This window comes from Halobacillus litoralis, from assembly GCF_020524085.2.
Lineage (GTDB): Bacteria > Bacillota > Bacilli > Bacillales > Halobacillaceae > Halobacillus > Halobacillus litoralis_E.
In genome coordinates this window covers 2,639,649-2,654,053 of record NZ_CP129016.1, presented here as the reverse complement: position 1 = coordinate 2,654,053, position 14,405 = coordinate 2,639,649, and the positions used below count along the sequence as shown (strand labels likewise).

16 protein-coding genes are annotated in these 14,405 nt (G+C 42.1%); 7 read left to right on the top strand and 9 right to left on the bottom strand.

Features of this window, described 5'->3' with window-relative positions; genetic code table 11:
• Positions 1–10 precede the first annotated feature (10 nt).
• Both LC065_RS13515 and LC065_RS13510 read right to left on the bottom strand, forming a co-directional pair.
• Positions 11–274 carry a hypothetical protein gene (locus tag LC065_RS13515; RefSeq protein WP_306163476.1) on the bottom strand — a complete coding sequence of 88 codons (264 nt, stop codon included), beginning with the start codon at positions 272–274 and terminating at the stop codon, positions 11–13.
• A gap of 127 nt (positions 275–401) precedes the next feature.
• Complete coding sequence (locus tag LC065_RS13510; RefSeq protein ID WP_226590165.1) at positions 402–1,616, bottom strand: EAL domain-containing protein; 1,215 nt, start codon at positions 1,614–1,616, stop codon at positions 402–404.
• 216 nt (positions 1,617–1,832) lie between these two features.
• On the opposite strand from LC065_RS13510, the gene LC065_RS13505 reads away from it, so the two are divergent.
• The 3 genes from LC065_RS13505 to LC065_RS13495 are packed head-to-tail and all read left to right on the top strand — an operon-like array spanning position 1,833 to position 3,490.
• Complete coding sequence (locus LC065_RS13505) at positions 1,833–2,327, top strand: N-acetylmuramoyl-L-alanine amidase (protein ID WP_306163475.1); 495 nt, start codon at positions 1,833–1,835, stop codon at positions 2,325–2,327.
• Positions 2,230–2,472 carry an N-acetylmuramoyl-L-alanine amidase gene (locus LC065_RS13500; protein ID WP_371933334.1) on the top strand — a complete coding sequence of 81 codons (243 nt, stop codon included), beginning with the start codon at positions 2,230–2,232 and terminating at the stop codon, positions 2,470–2,472. The genes LC065_RS13505 and LC065_RS13500 overlap by 98 nt, the downstream gene beginning before the upstream one ends.
• Entirely contained in the window at positions 2,360–3,490 is a 1,131-nt protein-coding gene (locus LC065_RS13495) for an SPOR domain-containing protein (RefSeq protein ID WP_371933333.1), read from the top strand. Before LC065_RS13500 ends, LC065_RS13495 begins: the two co-directional genes overlap by 113 nt.
• A gap of 44 nt (positions 3,491–3,534) precedes the next feature.
• On the opposite strand, the gene LC065_RS13490 is transcribed toward LC065_RS13495, so the two are convergent.
• Positions 3,535–3,708 carry a hypothetical protein gene (locus LC065_RS13490; RefSeq protein ID WP_226590168.1) on the bottom strand — a complete coding sequence of 58 codons (174 nt, stop codon included), beginning with the start codon at positions 3,706–3,708 and terminating at the stop codon, positions 3,535–3,537.
• A gap of 277 nt (positions 3,709–3,985) precedes the next feature.
• Here LC065_RS13490 and LC065_RS13485 point away from each other — a divergent pair, with 277 nt between their 5' ends.
• Positions 3,986–4,984, top strand: a complete 999-nt coding sequence (locus LC065_RS13485) for a tRNA dihydrouridine synthase (RefSeq protein ID WP_160914693.1) — start codon at positions 3,986–3,988, stop codon at positions 4,982–4,984.
• 122 nt (positions 4,985–5,106) lie between these two features.
• Here LC065_RS13485 and LC065_RS13480 read toward each other — a convergent pair whose 3' ends face one another.
• The 4 genes from LC065_RS13480 to LC065_RS13465 all read right to left on the bottom strand — a co-directional run bounded on the left by LC065_RS13480 (position 5,107) and on the right by LC065_RS13465 (position 7,517).
• Positions 5,107–5,373, bottom strand: coding sequence for a hypothetical protein (locus LC065_RS13480; protein WP_226590171.1), 267 nt, complete (start codon positions 5,371–5,373; stop codon positions 5,107–5,109).
• 250 nt (positions 5,374–5,623) lie between these two features.
• The gene (locus tag LC065_RS13475) at positions 5,624–6,406 is read right to left on the bottom strand and encodes an aminoglycoside adenylyltransferase domain-containing protein (RefSeq protein ID WP_226590172.1); all 783 of its coding nucleotides are present in this window, start codon (positions 6,404–6,406) and stop codon (positions 5,624–5,626) included.
• 12 nt (positions 6,407–6,418) lie between these two features.
• Entirely contained in the window at positions 6,419–6,766 is a 348-nt protein-coding gene (locus LC065_RS13470; RefSeq protein WP_226590174.1) for a DUF4260 domain-containing protein, read from the bottom strand.
• A 205-nt stretch (positions 6,767–6,971) separates the two neighbouring features.
• Positions 6,972–7,517 (bottom strand): hypothetical protein, encoded by a 546-nt coding sequence (locus tag LC065_RS13465; RefSeq protein ID WP_226590175.1) that lies wholly within the window; start codon positions 7,515–7,517, stop codon positions 6,972–6,974.
• A 333-nt stretch (positions 7,518–7,850) separates the two neighbouring features.
• Between LC065_RS13465 and LC065_RS13460 the strand changes: the two genes are divergently transcribed.
• Positions 7,851–8,705 carry a hypothetical protein gene (locus LC065_RS13460; RefSeq protein WP_226590177.1) on the top strand — a complete coding sequence of 285 codons (855 nt, stop codon included), beginning with the start codon at positions 7,851–7,853 and terminating at the stop codon, positions 8,703–8,705.
• Positions 8,706–8,758: 53 nt separating this feature from the next.
• Entirely contained in the window at positions 8,759–9,886 is a 1,128-nt protein-coding gene (locus LC065_RS13455; RefSeq protein ID WP_306163473.1) for a toxic anion resistance protein, read from the top strand.
• Positions 9,887–9,999: 113 nt separating this feature from the next.
• On the opposite strand, the gene LC065_RS13450 is transcribed toward LC065_RS13455, so the two are convergent.
• Positions 10,000–11,781 (bottom strand): ATP-binding protein, encoded by a 1,782-nt coding sequence (locus tag LC065_RS13450; RefSeq protein WP_226590180.1) that lies wholly within the window; start codon positions 11,779–11,781, stop codon positions 10,000–10,002.
• A gap of 19 nt (positions 11,782–11,800) precedes the next feature.
• Positions 11,801–12,934 carry a hypothetical protein gene (locus LC065_RS13445; RefSeq protein WP_226590181.1) on the bottom strand — a complete coding sequence of 378 codons (1,134 nt, stop codon included), beginning with the start codon at positions 12,932–12,934 and terminating at the stop codon, positions 11,801–11,803.
• 963 nt (positions 12,935–13,897) lie between these two features.
• Between LC065_RS13445 and LC065_RS13440 the strand changes: the two genes are divergently transcribed.
• Positions 13,898–14,287, top strand: coding sequence for a hypothetical protein (locus tag LC065_RS13440; protein ID WP_226590184.1), 390 nt, complete (start codon positions 13,898–13,900; stop codon positions 14,285–14,287).
• Positions 14,288–14,405: the final 118 nt, after the last annotated feature.

Below are 14,405 nucleotides of genomic sequence, written 5' to 3'. Positions count from 1 at the left end.
TCCCCCTCTCTCAGCACCACTCCTCTTCATAATGGTCCATCTCGGCAAGCATCATCTCCAGCCGCGACTTTTCCGGTGCTGTTTTGATTTTATGTTTCTTTTCATACCGATACGCCCCTTTCCGGTGCGCTTTCGCCAGTTTCCTAGGGTGTTTCAGCCACGGATGACCGGGTTCACTTTCCTCATGTTGTCTCACGTTCAGCAGAATGTCCAGATGCTTCCGGATGATGCGCTCCCTGTGATGGCGGTAATAATCGGTCGTTCTGTTTTTCATCGTACCCACGTCCTGTCCCTAGAGATTTGACACGATCCCGCAAGGAGGCTCAAGGCACTTACTCGCTCCCTACAGGAACGTATCAAATGGCGTGGTTGTCATCATCTTCCTGCACCTCTTTATCCATTTAGGCAAGCAGACACTCGTGCTCATAGAGGTAGGCATACCTCAAGTCGATGAAAAGGAAGTGTTGATCCGTCAGAGGAAAACTGAACGTCCTCACCATTTCCTTCGTTTCGATATCGGAATAAAGACCAGAAAGCAAGCCGGTATTGAGGGCTTTCATCTGCATGACGTTTTCTAGGAAGTATGGACGGAAGGCCCAGTTGGATCCACGTTTGTGCGGTTCCAGTTCCCATACATCCGTCTTTTTCCTGAAGTTCGAGGACACTTGCTGCCCGTCGATATGGCAGACGAACATCCGGAAGCTTTCGTCATCGAACTCCTCTGTGACACCTTCGATGAAAGCGTCCGCCTTCTTCGGACCTTCCCACTTGGGCAGAAGTTTCTTCACTTTTTTCTCCCATGCTTTGATGAAATCATGGCGCTTCTGCAGCAGGCTTTTTTCACGTTGGACGTAACCCGCCATCCGCTCACCGATATTCAAGGCGAGCGACTCCCGGGTAACCGGCTGGAACGCAGGGTATCCGAGATAGAACCCTTGATAATAACGGCTGCCATGTTTCCATGCGAAATAGAGCTGGTAGTCATCTTCTATGTTTTCAAAAAGGAGTGCCGCCCCGATCCTGTGGGCAAGCATCGACAGCGAGAACATGATGTCATGGAACGTGTCCCCGTTCTGCTGCCGGATGATTCTCGTGTCGATCTTCAGAATATGTGGCTCCAGCTGACGGATGCGGTCGATGTTCGAGCTCTTCGCTCCTACATGGTCGACAGCAATTTGGATGCCATACGTTTTATAATAGAGAAGCAAATGGTTCAACGTCTCGAAATCCTCATCGAAATCGTGCTCGGTGACTTCGATGACGACCCGGTTCATGTCCAGCCCTTTCTCTTCATACTCAAGGAGCGACTGCATGAGATCTTCCCCGTCATTGATCATCAGCTGCTTCGCATTGCGGTTGATGAACAACAACCCATCGGTGCCTTTTTCCAAAACCTGTTCGATGGCCAGTCTCAGTACATGCTGATCGACTTCGACTTTGAATTCTTCCGGAACGTCGGGATCAAGGAAAAAAGGACCTAAACTGTGCCATTCCCCATTTTCTTCGTAACGCGCCAGCACTTCATGGCCGATGACGTCCTGATTGATCGCGCTGACGATCGGCTGGAAGACTGGTCTGATTTTATGTAAGTTGCCTAAGATATCGAGTGGATCCATGGTTCCCCCTCCTGCTTTTCTTTATCTCCCTCCATTATACATGATTTTTTCATCGAAATATAAATGATAGGTACAGAGAAGGGGAATAAAAGAAAGAGTAGGAATAAAGTTTCATCTAGAGTGAAAATAATTGCGAATCTTACATTATATGTGACTATACTCTTTGTCTGATATTTTCATATAATAGGGGGAAGTACAGAAAGGAGATCGACTAGTATGAAAACTGTTGTTATAGATGCTGGTCACGGAGGGTCTGATCCTGGTGCAACCTATCGCGGATTCCAGGAGAAGACCTTCAATTTGTCTATCGCCATGAATGTCCAACGCATCCTTTCTTTGAATTATGAAGTGAGAGTTCTGATGACACGAACGACAGACGTTACGTTATCCCTCGAAGCCCGTACAAGTCTTGCAAATCAAGAGAACGCTGACTTTTTCCTATCGATTCACAACAATGCAGCCGGAGGAAGCGGATTCGAATCCTATATTTATAACGGCCCGTTGATGCCCAATACACAAACCTACCAAAATATCATCCACGACACCACTTACCGTACAATTCAAGGGTACAATGTACGCGACCGCGGGAAAAAAAAGTGCCAATTTTTTTGTATTGAGAGAAACGGATATGAGCTCCCTGCTCATCGAAGTCCTGTTCGTCGACAACCCCGGCGATCTTGCACTTTTGAGGAATTCCGCCTTCATCAATGATGTGAGCCGAGGGATTGCAGAAGGCGTCGCGGATGCTCGATTTGCCGAGAATGATAAGCCCACCGTCTCCACCGGAGGAGGACACATTATACCGTGTCATCGCCGGATCGTTCCGAAACCGAGCGAATGCCCAACAACAGATTGAAACACTCGCCGCCCAGGGGTTCACTGGGATTATCGTACCAACGACCATTTCAGGGTCAACGTATTACCGTGTGCAAACAGGCGCTTTTTCTAATGAAGAAAACGCGAAAGAACAGGTGGAGCGTCTCAAGCGCATCGGAATTACGGATGCCTTTATCGTACGCGGAGATGATGCCCCTGCCCCACCACAGCCGGAACCGGAAGAGCCTGAAGAGAGCTTGTATCGCGTCATCGCCGGTTCCTTTCAAAACCGCGTGAATGCGGAACAACGAGTAGGAACCCTCTCACAAAATGGCATCGATAGCTTCATCGTGCCGACCGAAATCAACGGTGTGACCTATTTCCGCGTCCAGGCAGGAGCCTATGCGGACAGGGAAAACGCCGAAGCCCAAGTAGAACGACTCAATTCCATTGGTATCACGGATGCTTTCATTGTCACAGGAGACTCGACACCGCCAACGGAACCTCCCGTCGACGACGGCGGTTACAAAATCCTCGGTGACATGTATTTGACGGCCTGCCAGCTCGACACTTACGCGAAAACCGTCAACCCAGACGCTCCGGACCTCGGCCGCTTCTATTTGAAATACGGAGAAGCTTACGGCATCCGCGGTGACGTCGCTTATGCCCAGGCACTCAACGAAACCAACTACTTCCGCTTTACCGGAGATGTGAGAGCGGATCAGAACAACTATGCCGGTATCGGCGCGACTGGTGGTGGTGTTCGAGGAGCCACTTTCGAAACACCAGAAAAAGGCGTCCACGCCCACATCCAGCACCTCTATGCCTATGCATCAATGGATCCGATTCCAGACGGATTTGAAAAAGTCGACCCGCGCTTCGACCTCGTTACCCGCGGGATCGCACCGACGTGGACCCGCTTGAACGGCCGATGGGCTGTACCTGGGGATACGTATGGTCAACTGATTTTGCAGCTTCATGAGCGGAATATCAATTTTGTGCTACAAGCGATGGATGAGCAGCGTGTGCAGTTGAATGATGTGCTTGATGAGATATAAAAAAGTGCCAGTCTCCTTTTCAGGAGTACTGGCTTTTTCTATTCTTATAAGCTTGTCGCTATCCAAATGAGTAAAAAAGCAAAACCTGCTGCAGCCACGAGGTGAACACCATTTCCCTTCGTTATTCCTTTTGCGATATCAAAGTCTCTAAGGATAATAGCTCCCCAACCCGCTGAAACCAATAGAATAATAATGACTGACATAAGCGTATCATTCATAATAGCCCTCCATACTACTCTTTAGGACTCTATTACCTGGAGATGGCACTGACAAACCATTTTGACTTCTCATAAACCGGTCAAAGGAGAAATTAATGATCTTCTTCAATAAACACCTTTATAGATCCAATCCAGCTCTTCCCCTTGCACTTTTCACGCGATACCATTAAAGTATATAATGGTTCAAATCCTGCCTAAATGGTAATGGATATAATAGAAACAATACATTTACAAAAATACTATGATTATTTTCAATAAAGAAAGGGTTCAGATATATATGAAAGAGAATTTCTGGCATGAGTTGCCGAAACCGTTTTTTGTCCTGGCACCGATGGAAGCCGTGACGGATGTCGTGTTCCGTCATGTCGTAAGTGAAGCGGCGAGACCTGACGTGTTTTTCACAGAGTTCACGAATACGGAAAGCTATTGCCATCCGAAAGGAAAAGACAGCGTACGCGGCCGTCTGACGTTTACAGAAGATGAACAGCCGATCGTTGCCCACATTTGGGGAGATAAACCCGAATACTTCCGTCAGATGAGTATCGGGATGGCGGAAATGGGCTACAAAGGAATCGATATCAACATGGGATGCCCTGCTCCGAACGTTGCGACGAAAGGGAAAGGCTGTGGACTGATCCGCCGTCCTGATGTGGCCGCAGAGATCATCCAGGCATCCAAAGCCGGCGGACTTCCTGTCAGTGTGAAGACTCGTCTCGGTTATACCGAAGTGGACGAATGGCGCACATGGCTCAAGCACCTGTTGGAACAGGATATCGTCAACCTTTCCATCCACCTTCGTACGAAAAAAGAGATGAGTAATGTCGATGCGCACTGGGAGCTGATTCCGGAAATTAAGAAAATGCGTGACGAAATAGCTCCAGACACCCTTCTGACGATCAACGGAGATATCCCTGACCGACAGAAGGGTCTTGAACTCGTAGAGAAATACGGTGTCGACGGAGTCATGATCGGACGTGGCGTCTTCCACAACCCGTTCTGTTTCGAAACAGAGAAGAAAGAGCATAGTAGTGAAGAACTGCTCGATCTTCTGCGTCTGCAGCTCGACCTGCATGATAAGTACTCAGCAGAACTTGAGCCGCGTCTCTTCAAACCGCTCCGCCGCTTCTTCAAGATTTACGTGCGCGGTTTCCGTGGAGCCGGCGAGCTCAGGAACCAGCTGATGAACACGGAATCGACCGATGAAGTCCGCGCTCTGCTTGATGAGTTCACGGAAAACGCAGGCGTACAGGAAGAAAAAAGTTTCTCCATTTCTTAATTTTAGAGAGAGAAAGGCCATCGACGCTTTTCTCTCTTTTTTTATTTGGCCCCGGTAGGTCTCTATAGTAAATTTTCATAAAAATAAAAGCATGGATCCCATCCATGCTTTTTCCTAAGATATTAAGCTTCGAGTCCTGTGTAATGAACATCTCCATATACACGTCCCAATGATGTGTGCAGGCGTTTAGAAATGTTTTCAGCCTTTTCCATTGGAATATCAGTTTTAACGACGATCGTTTCAAATTTTCTCTTCATACTTTTATTGGGCCATACATTCACGAAAACGTCATATAGCGAGTCATCTTCCTCGGTGGCCTGCAAGTAAGATATGGTGATATAGTTCCCGCCAATATCTTCAATTTTCTGTGTAATTTGATTGTAGTCCATCTGTTTCACCTCTAATAATAATTGATCTTCTGCTTAAAAAGCCTAAGATATGCCTTACCTACTATACATGAATTAGAGGGAGGATGATAGTCCGTTTTTGATCGATGACAGGAAGATATCGCTCCTGTGTACGGAAGAATTCACGTAAGCTTACGTATACGGTGATTTTCCGGTTAGCTATTGGTTTTAAGGATATCGTTTGCTCTTCCAGTCTTCCCCCTGCTCATCGTGGATCCCCCTCAAGCAACGATCAATCACCAACTTTGACAGAGCCCTTCACCCTCACATTCTTCTCCTGAAGGGAGGCCTCTATTTTCTCTTGATAATATCGTTTGAAAGAAGAGAGTTCTTCTTCTGAGATCGAAACAGCATCCCCCCGCCTCCGCTTCAATACTTTTACCACGGTTTTTGAAAAAGGAGAACTCAAGGCCCACTGGCCGGCCTCATCCTTCGAGTAGATGCGTTCGTCCTCCAAGTAATAATAGACCCGGAGGATGTTCAACACACTATAAACCGGTACCACCTCGACATTTTCCAGACAATCCTCATAGTCGCTCAGAATCGAATCCACAAAGTCCCGCTTCGGAACAGGAGGGAATACTTCATCGATGGGCTTTCCGAACAACACACACCCGCTGTGATGGATGATGGTCAGATGAGCGGCCAAGTCTGCGTCTTTCCGTACTTCCCCGTTTGAATAGGTTAATCCACCCTCGAGGAAACGATTTCTCCAGTCCTCACTGTAGTGGTAATCAAACGGACACGGGTGCTGCCATTCCTCCAGCTGGTTGCGGTTCAATACAGAGATTTCAATCGGATAAGGAGAGCTCGACTGTTCTAGCAGAAAATCTGTCAGCTGAACGGCATCCATACGGGACATCGGTTTTTCCGTCACGACAATCAAATCGACATCACTTTTCGCAGGCACAAATCCACCTAAGACAAGCGAACCATGCAGATACACGCCTGTTATATTCTCACCGAAAATTTCATAGAACTTCTCCGTACATCTTACGAGAAAAGCATCGACCATTGATTTACCCTCCTAGATTCTTTGAAGATGAGTGTCCTTAAAACCGGTCGGATATTTCAACCCATACCCGAACATCCTGTCCATCCCGTTATGCGCGATCCAGATCAAGCTGATCATCTGGAGCCCGTCTAGGGAGGCAGCTATAGCAGCTACTATAAGCAATAACGGAAGAACATAACTATGGGAAAGGTTATAGACAACCGCCCCGACTCTCTCATTGACGAGGTATCCGAGCATGGAAATGTCGAAGATCAATAAAAGGAACACGAAGGCGAGCCAGCTGAAATCATTCTGCTGGTAAAAATATAAACTTGCCAGGAATACGAATGCTCCTTCCAAATGAAGCAAAACCCTCGTCACTTCAACCCCTCCTGTTAACCACTTGTGGTACCAAACTCTATCTGCTTCTATTTTAATAGGAGTCCTTGTATGACCAACCTATCATAATTCATTGGACAAAAGTTCAAATTTTAATAAACTTAACCAAATGTTTAGATGTACAGCTTTGGTTAGTATCGTGGTCCTGATTTTTCGTAGGACTTCAACACATGATGCTTAAAGAAACTCACATACTCTCAAGCAATCCGCCTCGATCTGAATATCTGAGGAAACTAAATTTACCATCCTCATCCAAGTTGATTCTTCCTTTCACCGTTGTAGCGTTTGTTTCGCCATTTTTGCTGTATTCCACATCTACCTCAAAAGCGTAAGCGTTATTTTCTTCATCTTTATCAATGTTAATGTCTGTTGCGTTCAATTCATAACCACTCCTGCTTGCTTCACTGATATACATTGAAGCTTTTTGTAATTGTGTTATGTCTTCGTATCCTTTTTCATTAAAGTAAGGTTTGTACGTCTCCTCTATATAATTTCGGAGCTCTTCAGTCGTCCCCTCCCTATATATTTCTTCCGATTTTTCACTCGGGCCGTTAAATTCGTGTTCGAGAAACTCCCGTACTCGTTCACGATTCTCATCTGAAGGGGTTGTGGCTTCGTTTCCCTCACTTGAATCTCCCCCTTGTTCACCAGAGCTTTGATTTGAATTTGAGCAGGCGCTGGTAATGAATAAAACGGATAGGATGGTTGCTATTACGATTAAAATCTTTTTCACCTTGAAATTCCTCCTTATATTCCTTCTTTCTTCAAGAGCAAGTGTCCTTCTCTTTTGGTACCAATTCCCTACAAAGGAAAAAATATGCATAAATACTCCCACTCGAACTTTGAGGAGTAATATGTAAAATTGTGAAACATTTAAACTCATATATACGTATATTCATAGTAAATGGAAGATAGATTTTCCACAGACGATGACTCCGCCTCCTCCTTCTCATTGGGAAGTGACGTAGGCCAATCTTAGTCTGAAACCCCATTTTGTGGTATTCTTGAAGTATCATAGATACATTTAGTCGTGGAAAAGGAAAGACGGAAAAGGGGCTGACGAAGCATGGAAAACCTCAACTCTTTTATGCTTGAGAACTTGGAAAGAACATTCATGCCACATACCTCCGAATATCAACGCTACATCGATTTTCAAACGATGAGAGATATGAAGCAGGTGATCAAAGGGAAACGCCCTGTTTATTTCGATCTGGATATAGAAGAACTGGTAGAGATGAAGAAGAGATATATTATGGATGGGTTTTGGAACGGTGTCTTATTTTCCGCCGTTATACCGAAGTCCAACACATTCAGGGGAACCCTCGAGTTTTACGGCAAGCCGCCGAAAATGCTACTGGGCCGCTTTGAATGGATCGAAGAAGAAAAAGCCTTCCTCCCTACTTTTCTGAAAGAAGAATTCACGAGAAAAAAAGGACTCGGAGGCACGATGAGAGATTTTTCAGAAGTACTTTTCAAACATGTGAATACCTATGTCGAGCACATGGAAGTATCCGGAGAGAGTACAATGTTTGAAGCTCCTGAGGAACCGAACTTCGAAGACTGGGACTTCCCGTTTCTCGAGAACCATCCGGACCTTCAACAGGAGTGGTCATCTTTGAAGGAACGGACAGAGAAACAGTTCAGACGAATGGAAGAACTCGACATCGAAGAACAATACGCCCTTGAGACGATGATGGACAAAGACGTCCCTGACTTCATCGCATCGTTCCAACGATTGTCACATGAGAATAAGGAAAACCGGAAACATGAACTGGTGGAGACGATGTATGATCTGCAGAAGTTCATTGAAAATCTGGAGCGAAAAGAAGAAGAAAGCTATACGCAGAACTTTGCCAGAAGCAAAGGAATCATTGCTTCCAAATATAATAAGGAAGACGAAAACTTCCTTTCACGAAAGTAAACGGCCGTTTTGTTTTTCTTAAAACCAACGAATGACATACAGGAGGTATGGACATGAGTAAACATTCTCCCTATAAAGATAAAGAAGCGGAAATGAACCAGCAGGATCTGAGAGAAGCGATGACGCTTATTGAACAAGAAGATATCGACCGCCTGAACGAAGAGGCCGAAGCCTACGCAGGAAAGTTCGATTCATCCAGGGACGATTCCCTATCTGACGTGATGAGAGAACTCGGAGACCTCGGAGAAAAAGAACAGCGCGTCGCCGGCGAAACGATGGAAACGTTGAAGCGACCGGTCAATGACCTCATGACCAAAGGCAACAACGACATCCCCGATTCGCTGAGAGAACTTGAAACGATCGTATCGGACCTTGATCCGAAGCGAACCGAAGGCAACGGCGTGCAGAAATTCTTTTATAAACTAAGCAAAAAGCAGCCCATCGACCGCTACATGAAGAAATATGAAACGGTCGACTCGAAGATCGATATGGTTGTTAGGAGCCTGCTGGCGGGGAAAGACCGTCTGGAAGAAGACAGCGTTGAATTACAGCTGATCAAAGAAAATGCTCAGAAGCGCATCTATGATCTGGACAAGCAGATCTATCTCGGGAAAAAGCTGTTTGAGCTTTTGAAAGAAAAAGAAGCGACCGGCGAATACGACTTGGCGCTGCTTACCGAAGGAAAAGAGAAAATCATTACACGTACGAGAAACATGACGCAGATGAAGAGCGTGCTGCATCAGAGCATTTCTTCCGTGGATATCATCAAGAAAAACAATGAAAAACTGAAAGAATCGATTCGTAATGCAGTGACACTGACGAAAAATATTATTACTGTCTCTGCTTCGATCCAGCTCGCTTTGAACAATCAGCGGAAAGTGATCGATACGGTGAACGGTGTCAATAAAGCGACCGAGGAGATGCTGCTTTCGAACTCCATGAATCTGAAGGAGAATGCGGAAGAGACGACAGAGATGATGGAGAATCCTGCGATTAGTATGGAAGCTCTTCAGGAGTCTTTCGATAACGTATTTGATGCATTGAAAACGACGGAGCAGTCTTCGGAGCGGATTATTGCTTCGAGTGAGCAGTTTATTGAGGAGATGGATGCTTTGAATGAGAATGTGCGGCAGAGGTTGTCTCAGACGAGTAGTTATAGAGAAAGAGCGCTTCGTGACTGAAGCGCTCTTTTTTATGTGGTTATATTGTATTTACAATCTTATATTAGTTCCTGAAACCTTGATGGCACACGATTTTGAGTCCCTTTTTCGGATATGGGGTGGAATACGCTCAACTAGCTATTATTCCATCGCTTCGTAATTATTTCTAATTGTGCTTCAATCCAAGGTTTTTTCCATTCTTCTAGGTATTTAATATCACTCGAAGACGGGGCAGGTGAACAAGGGTCTATCTTAACTAATGATGGCATTATTATTGCTTCACCAGTTAAAATTGCTTGTCCACTTTGCAAAGTAGAAATAGAAGCGGTAAGGGACTCTAGACTGTCAGGTAAAAGCCTTTTAATATAGTTCTGGTCTTCAGGGTTTGTTAATCTCATTGCTACAAAATTGCTGCATTGAGAAAATATTGTTTCTGATATTTCGGAGGGACGTTGACTAACAATCATAGCAGATACTCCGTATTTTCTCCCTTCCTTTGCAATCCTTTCTATAGACATGCGCGAAGATTTATATTTCGCCTCTGAGCTTTTAGGAACATACTTATGTGCCTCTTCATAAACAAGCATTAAAGGTAGATAGTCTTCATCATGCATTTCTTTGCCTTCAGTTTTTTCTTCATAGTATTTTTTAAAGTAATAACCGTATTCGAAAAGTAGACGAGATACTAAAGAGACAGTTATATTTAATACTTCAAAAGGAACACCGCTTATATCAATTATAGAAATATTTGATTTATTCGTTTCACTATAACCTATAATATCTTCAAGTACATCAACAAATGGAGTGTCATAATTATCGACTTGGTCGCCCAAAGATAAGAAATTCAATCTATTGTCGTTAATCTTCCCATTCATTCTAAATATCATCTTATCTAATTTTCTATCACTATCATTGTAAGTGCCTCTGGTAACTTGTCCTCTTTTAAGGGGACGAAAAACCATCTGCTTTTCAAAGTAGTGTTTATATTTTTCGCTATCATTATCAAGGTGACTATCTTCCCCATCATCATCAATTATTGTTACTTTTGTTGCATCATTATTATCTACAGTTTCATTTGTTAAATTAACTATGCACCTTACAACCTCTTTCATAGAAAAGGGCACTGGTGTATCAAAAGTTATATTTTCATTATCATCGTTGTGATATTGTTTGTTTTTAGTTATTATATCTCTCAATAAAGATATCTGATTATATGCATTATTATCCCCAGTTTCTACAAATATTTCTTCTAGCTCTTCTCCATTCATTAGCCAATACGGCAAAAATAGATTTCCTACGTCGACATAATTTGACTCAGGAAAAGCAGATTTGTATTCTGAATGAATATCAAATATTACAATATGAGAATTGTTAAGCCCTTCATAATCTGAATTTTTAGAACTAATAGCTTCTTGAAGTATTTTAGCTACAGTGTGTGACTTACCAGAACCAGTTGAACCTACAACAGCGATGTGTTTATTAAAAAATTTATTTCCATCTACAGGTACAGTTGTAATTTCATCTTGCTGTAGTTTCGCAAAAGAAAATCGGGCTTCTTCTTCACCTGTGTCATAAATATGTTTTATTTCGTCTCTTTTTGCTAACTCAACTCCAGTAGGTGGTATAGTGAGGCTGTAATTCCCGCGATGAAAAACTCCTTCTACGTCTAAATAACCCATTGGTGTAGCTTCTATTATGTATTTAGGTTCATCAGGATTATCTTTATTTTCTTCGATAGTAAAATTTTCTACCATTGCAATTAAAGAACAATCTTTTTCGTCTGAAACTCTTAAATAAGAGCCTATAGAGACTTTTTCCATGCTGTCTTCGTGGAATTTATCTAAATCTTGAACTTGAACCTTCACTTTATTAGGCAGAACAGATACTACTTTCGCTATATTATCGAGTGTTATCAAAAAAATCACCTTCCATCTTTTATTTTATCATTCTAATAATCTGATTGGTTTCGCTGACTTGAATACTCGTGGAGTTAACTTCTTCTGGAACAATAGGGTTATTAATGAAGAATTCGTACACCTCAGACATATTAATTCCTGCAGTTATCTCTGAAAGGTTCTCTTCCTTTAAAAGTAATACGAATGTAATGTCAATAAAGCGGCTATCCCTCATAACAATTGCCCCTACACTTATATCATCTCCATCAAAGTATGAACCATCATTGAAATACATTGGCCATTGTTCATTGATTAGCATTTTTTTCACTTCAATTAGCTTTATATTGGAAATGTTCCGAAGAAGTACATAAGGCGGTTTAGGTTTTTTATAATACTTGTGAATTATTTCATATATTATATTTGCGATATCACTGGCGGAAGCAACATTATCGCAATCTACAATAAATAACCTATCTCTCGGTCTTCTACTATGTCCCCGGGGTGAAAAATAACGCTTTTTGATTTCTCTTTCATACTTTCCTTCAGATAAATATTCTCTATAAGCGTGCTGAAAAACAACACCTGTGGCTTTAGCACACATTTCATCTACTTCCAATTTATCTATATATCTATCTTTTCTTTCTCTAATGGCTAATTTAAAGAGAGAAGAATGAATTATCATATGATAAATCACTGCTAACTCGTTACTTTTAAGGCCATATTCTTGTTTGATTTTGTTTATAACTGTCTCGAACTGACTAGTATAATCTTCTTTAAAGACAACCTTGAATTTTTTCACAAATTCTTTTTTCAAATCTTCCTCATACTCATTTTGCTTATTCCCCAGCAATTTATTAAATTCTTCTAAATTATATACCTTCTCGCCTATTTCTTTATCTTTGAAATATCCATATAAAGCGAACGTTTTACTTCTATCTAATTTGAACTCTTCCAATAGTTGAATAACTGGCTTTTTTATTAAGCTATTCTTAAAGGTCTGAGTTTCTTTATGCTTCACCTGTATTACGTATTGTTCATAATTTATATCCTGCTGAAACTCAAACATAACTTTTGAGGTCGGATTATCTAGTATTTCTAATATTGTTAAGTCAAACTGATAGATAAATCCTTTAACCGCATAGTATCCACCATCTCTTTCTGATGCCTCGGACATAAGACTCTCCTCCCGAACTACGACAAATTCAACAAAGTAACACAACCAAATTATACCAATGCATTGTGCAATACTACAAGTTAAGACAGGTAATTTTCACAATTTTATGTCCACCGAAATATTTCTACACCATAAGGAAAAAAGTGCCTGACCCCCCATCACGTTTACACTTTACCGCAGTGGGGGTCAGGCACTTCCCAACAGTAATGCTGTTAAATTTTACAGCATTACTGTTGGACAAATTCCGCTGCGTGATCGTTTCTGCTAGTTTGCTTCGAACTGCGTTAATTTCGCTATTCATCACTGTGTTACCGCCTTTCCGTAGCTAATTGTTGTTAGTCATAACTTGTTAAATAAATATATTCTTTTTCTAGTTTCTTGCTTCCTCTTTGGTTTTTTACTCTCGTCCAAAAAAATAACGCATTTTTCGAAGAAGACTTTTTAGCCCTGTAAGACCTCTGAAAAAGTTCCCTCTATCCTTAGGTACTAATTCGGCAGGAAAACTTTTAGGTACATTAGAAATTTATCCCTAGATTGCTTCATAATATGGTATTATGAAAAAAAAGGAAAAAGGACAAGATATTATGAGCTATTACCTTTTCAGCCCCGTGGGGAGAAGTTTGTTCTTAATAATTTCCATGTTTGGTCCCTCATTTATTTGCGGTGCTCTAGTTGCAGAAATTACTGTTGATGGAGAATTGATGTATAGTTCCTTGCCCAGTATACCTTTATTTTGGTGGTCTTTAGTCTTGTTGTTTTTATTATTGTGTTATAGTATTCCTATGATTAAGCGGGATATGGATAATAACGAAAATTTAAAGAAGTCGGATGATAGAGTCCTATTGAGATCTTATTTCAAAGGTCAGCATAAAGGTCTAACCCGATATGCAAAAGAACAGGCAAGGAAAGGTAACTTAGATGCTTTGGAAGAGGCTAATAAATACGCGAATGGAGTGTATGGACATGGCTCAACAGCTTCTAATGACAGATCTAGCGAAGAACAAAATAAAGGCCTTAGTTAAAAGTTACACTTTTAAAAAAGCCTTTAATTTTTTTCAATTTGCTAGTAACGCCTTTATTAACAATCTTGGTTTAGTAGAGAGTTTTGATAGGTCAAAACCTCCATTAGAACTCAAAAAACTTATTAGTAAAGTGCAAAATGAAGAAGATGTATATGTGTTTAGGCATAGAGGGCATCGTTTTATCTTTACGATAGATAAAAACGAAGAAGGTAATGATTCCATAATACTAGTTGATATTGTGGGCAGGAAAGGAATAAGAACTAACAACAAGCTTCGAAGGAAAGGTCTTCGAGAAAGCTCTGAAGAAGAGGTTCCTTCAATACGTGATTAAACTAATCGTCCATATACTAAAGAGGTCCCCTTGATTAATATAATGAGACCTCTTTTTATTGTTTATAGGTACTACTCATTAAATAAAGTGTCTGACCCCCGCCACGTTAAAACTTTAG

What these genes read in the sequence shown, in the direction of transcription:
- LC065_RS13460 (WP_226590177.1), top strand. Translation starts at nt 7,851, where the DNA reads ATGGAAAACCTCAACTCTTTTATGCTTGAGAACTTGGAAAGAACATTC.
- LC065_RS13445 (WP_226590181.1), bottom strand. Translation starts at nt 12,934, where the DNA reads ATGTCCGAGGCATCAGAAAGAGATGGTGGATACTATGCGGTTAAAGGA.
- LC065_RS13495 (WP_371933333.1), top strand. Translation starts at nt 2,360, where the DNA reads ATGCTCGATTTGCCGAGAATGATAAGCCCACCGTCTCCACCGGAGGAG.
- LC065_RS13475 (WP_226590172.1), bottom strand. Translation starts at nt 6,406, where the DNA reads ATGGTCGATGCTTTTCTCGTAAGATGTACGGAGAAGTTCTATGAAATT.
- LC065_RS13485 (WP_160914693.1), top strand. Translation starts at nt 3,986, where the DNA reads ATGAAAGAGAATTTCTGGCATGAGTTGCCGAAACCGTTTTTTGTCCTG.
- LC065_RS13455 (WP_306163473.1), top strand. Translation starts at nt 8,759, where the DNA reads ATGAGTAAACATTCTCCCTATAAAGATAAAGAAGCGGAAATGAACCAG.
- LC065_RS13490 (WP_226590168.1), bottom strand. Translation starts at nt 3,708, where the DNA reads ATGAATGATACGCTTATGTCAGTCATTATTATTCTATTGGTTTCAGCG.
- LC065_RS13440 (WP_226590184.1), top strand. Translation starts at nt 13,898, where the DNA reads ATGGCTCAACAGCTTCTAATGACAGATCTAGCGAAGAACAAAATAAAG.
- LC065_RS13515 (WP_306163476.1), bottom strand. Translation starts at nt 274, where the DNA reads ATGAAAAACAGAACGACCGATTATTACCGCCATCACAGGGAGCGCATC.
- LC065_RS13505 (WP_306163475.1), top strand. Translation starts at nt 1,833, where the DNA reads ATGAAAACTGTTGTTATAGATGCTGGTCACGGAGGGTCTGATCCTGGT.
- LC065_RS13480 (WP_226590171.1), bottom strand. Translation starts at nt 5,373, where the DNA reads ATGGACTACAATCAAATTACACAGAAAATTGAAGATATTGGCGGGAAC.
- LC065_RS13510 (WP_226590165.1), bottom strand. Translation starts at nt 1,616, where the DNA reads ATGGATCCACTCGATATCTTAGGCAACTTACATAAAATCAGACCAGTC.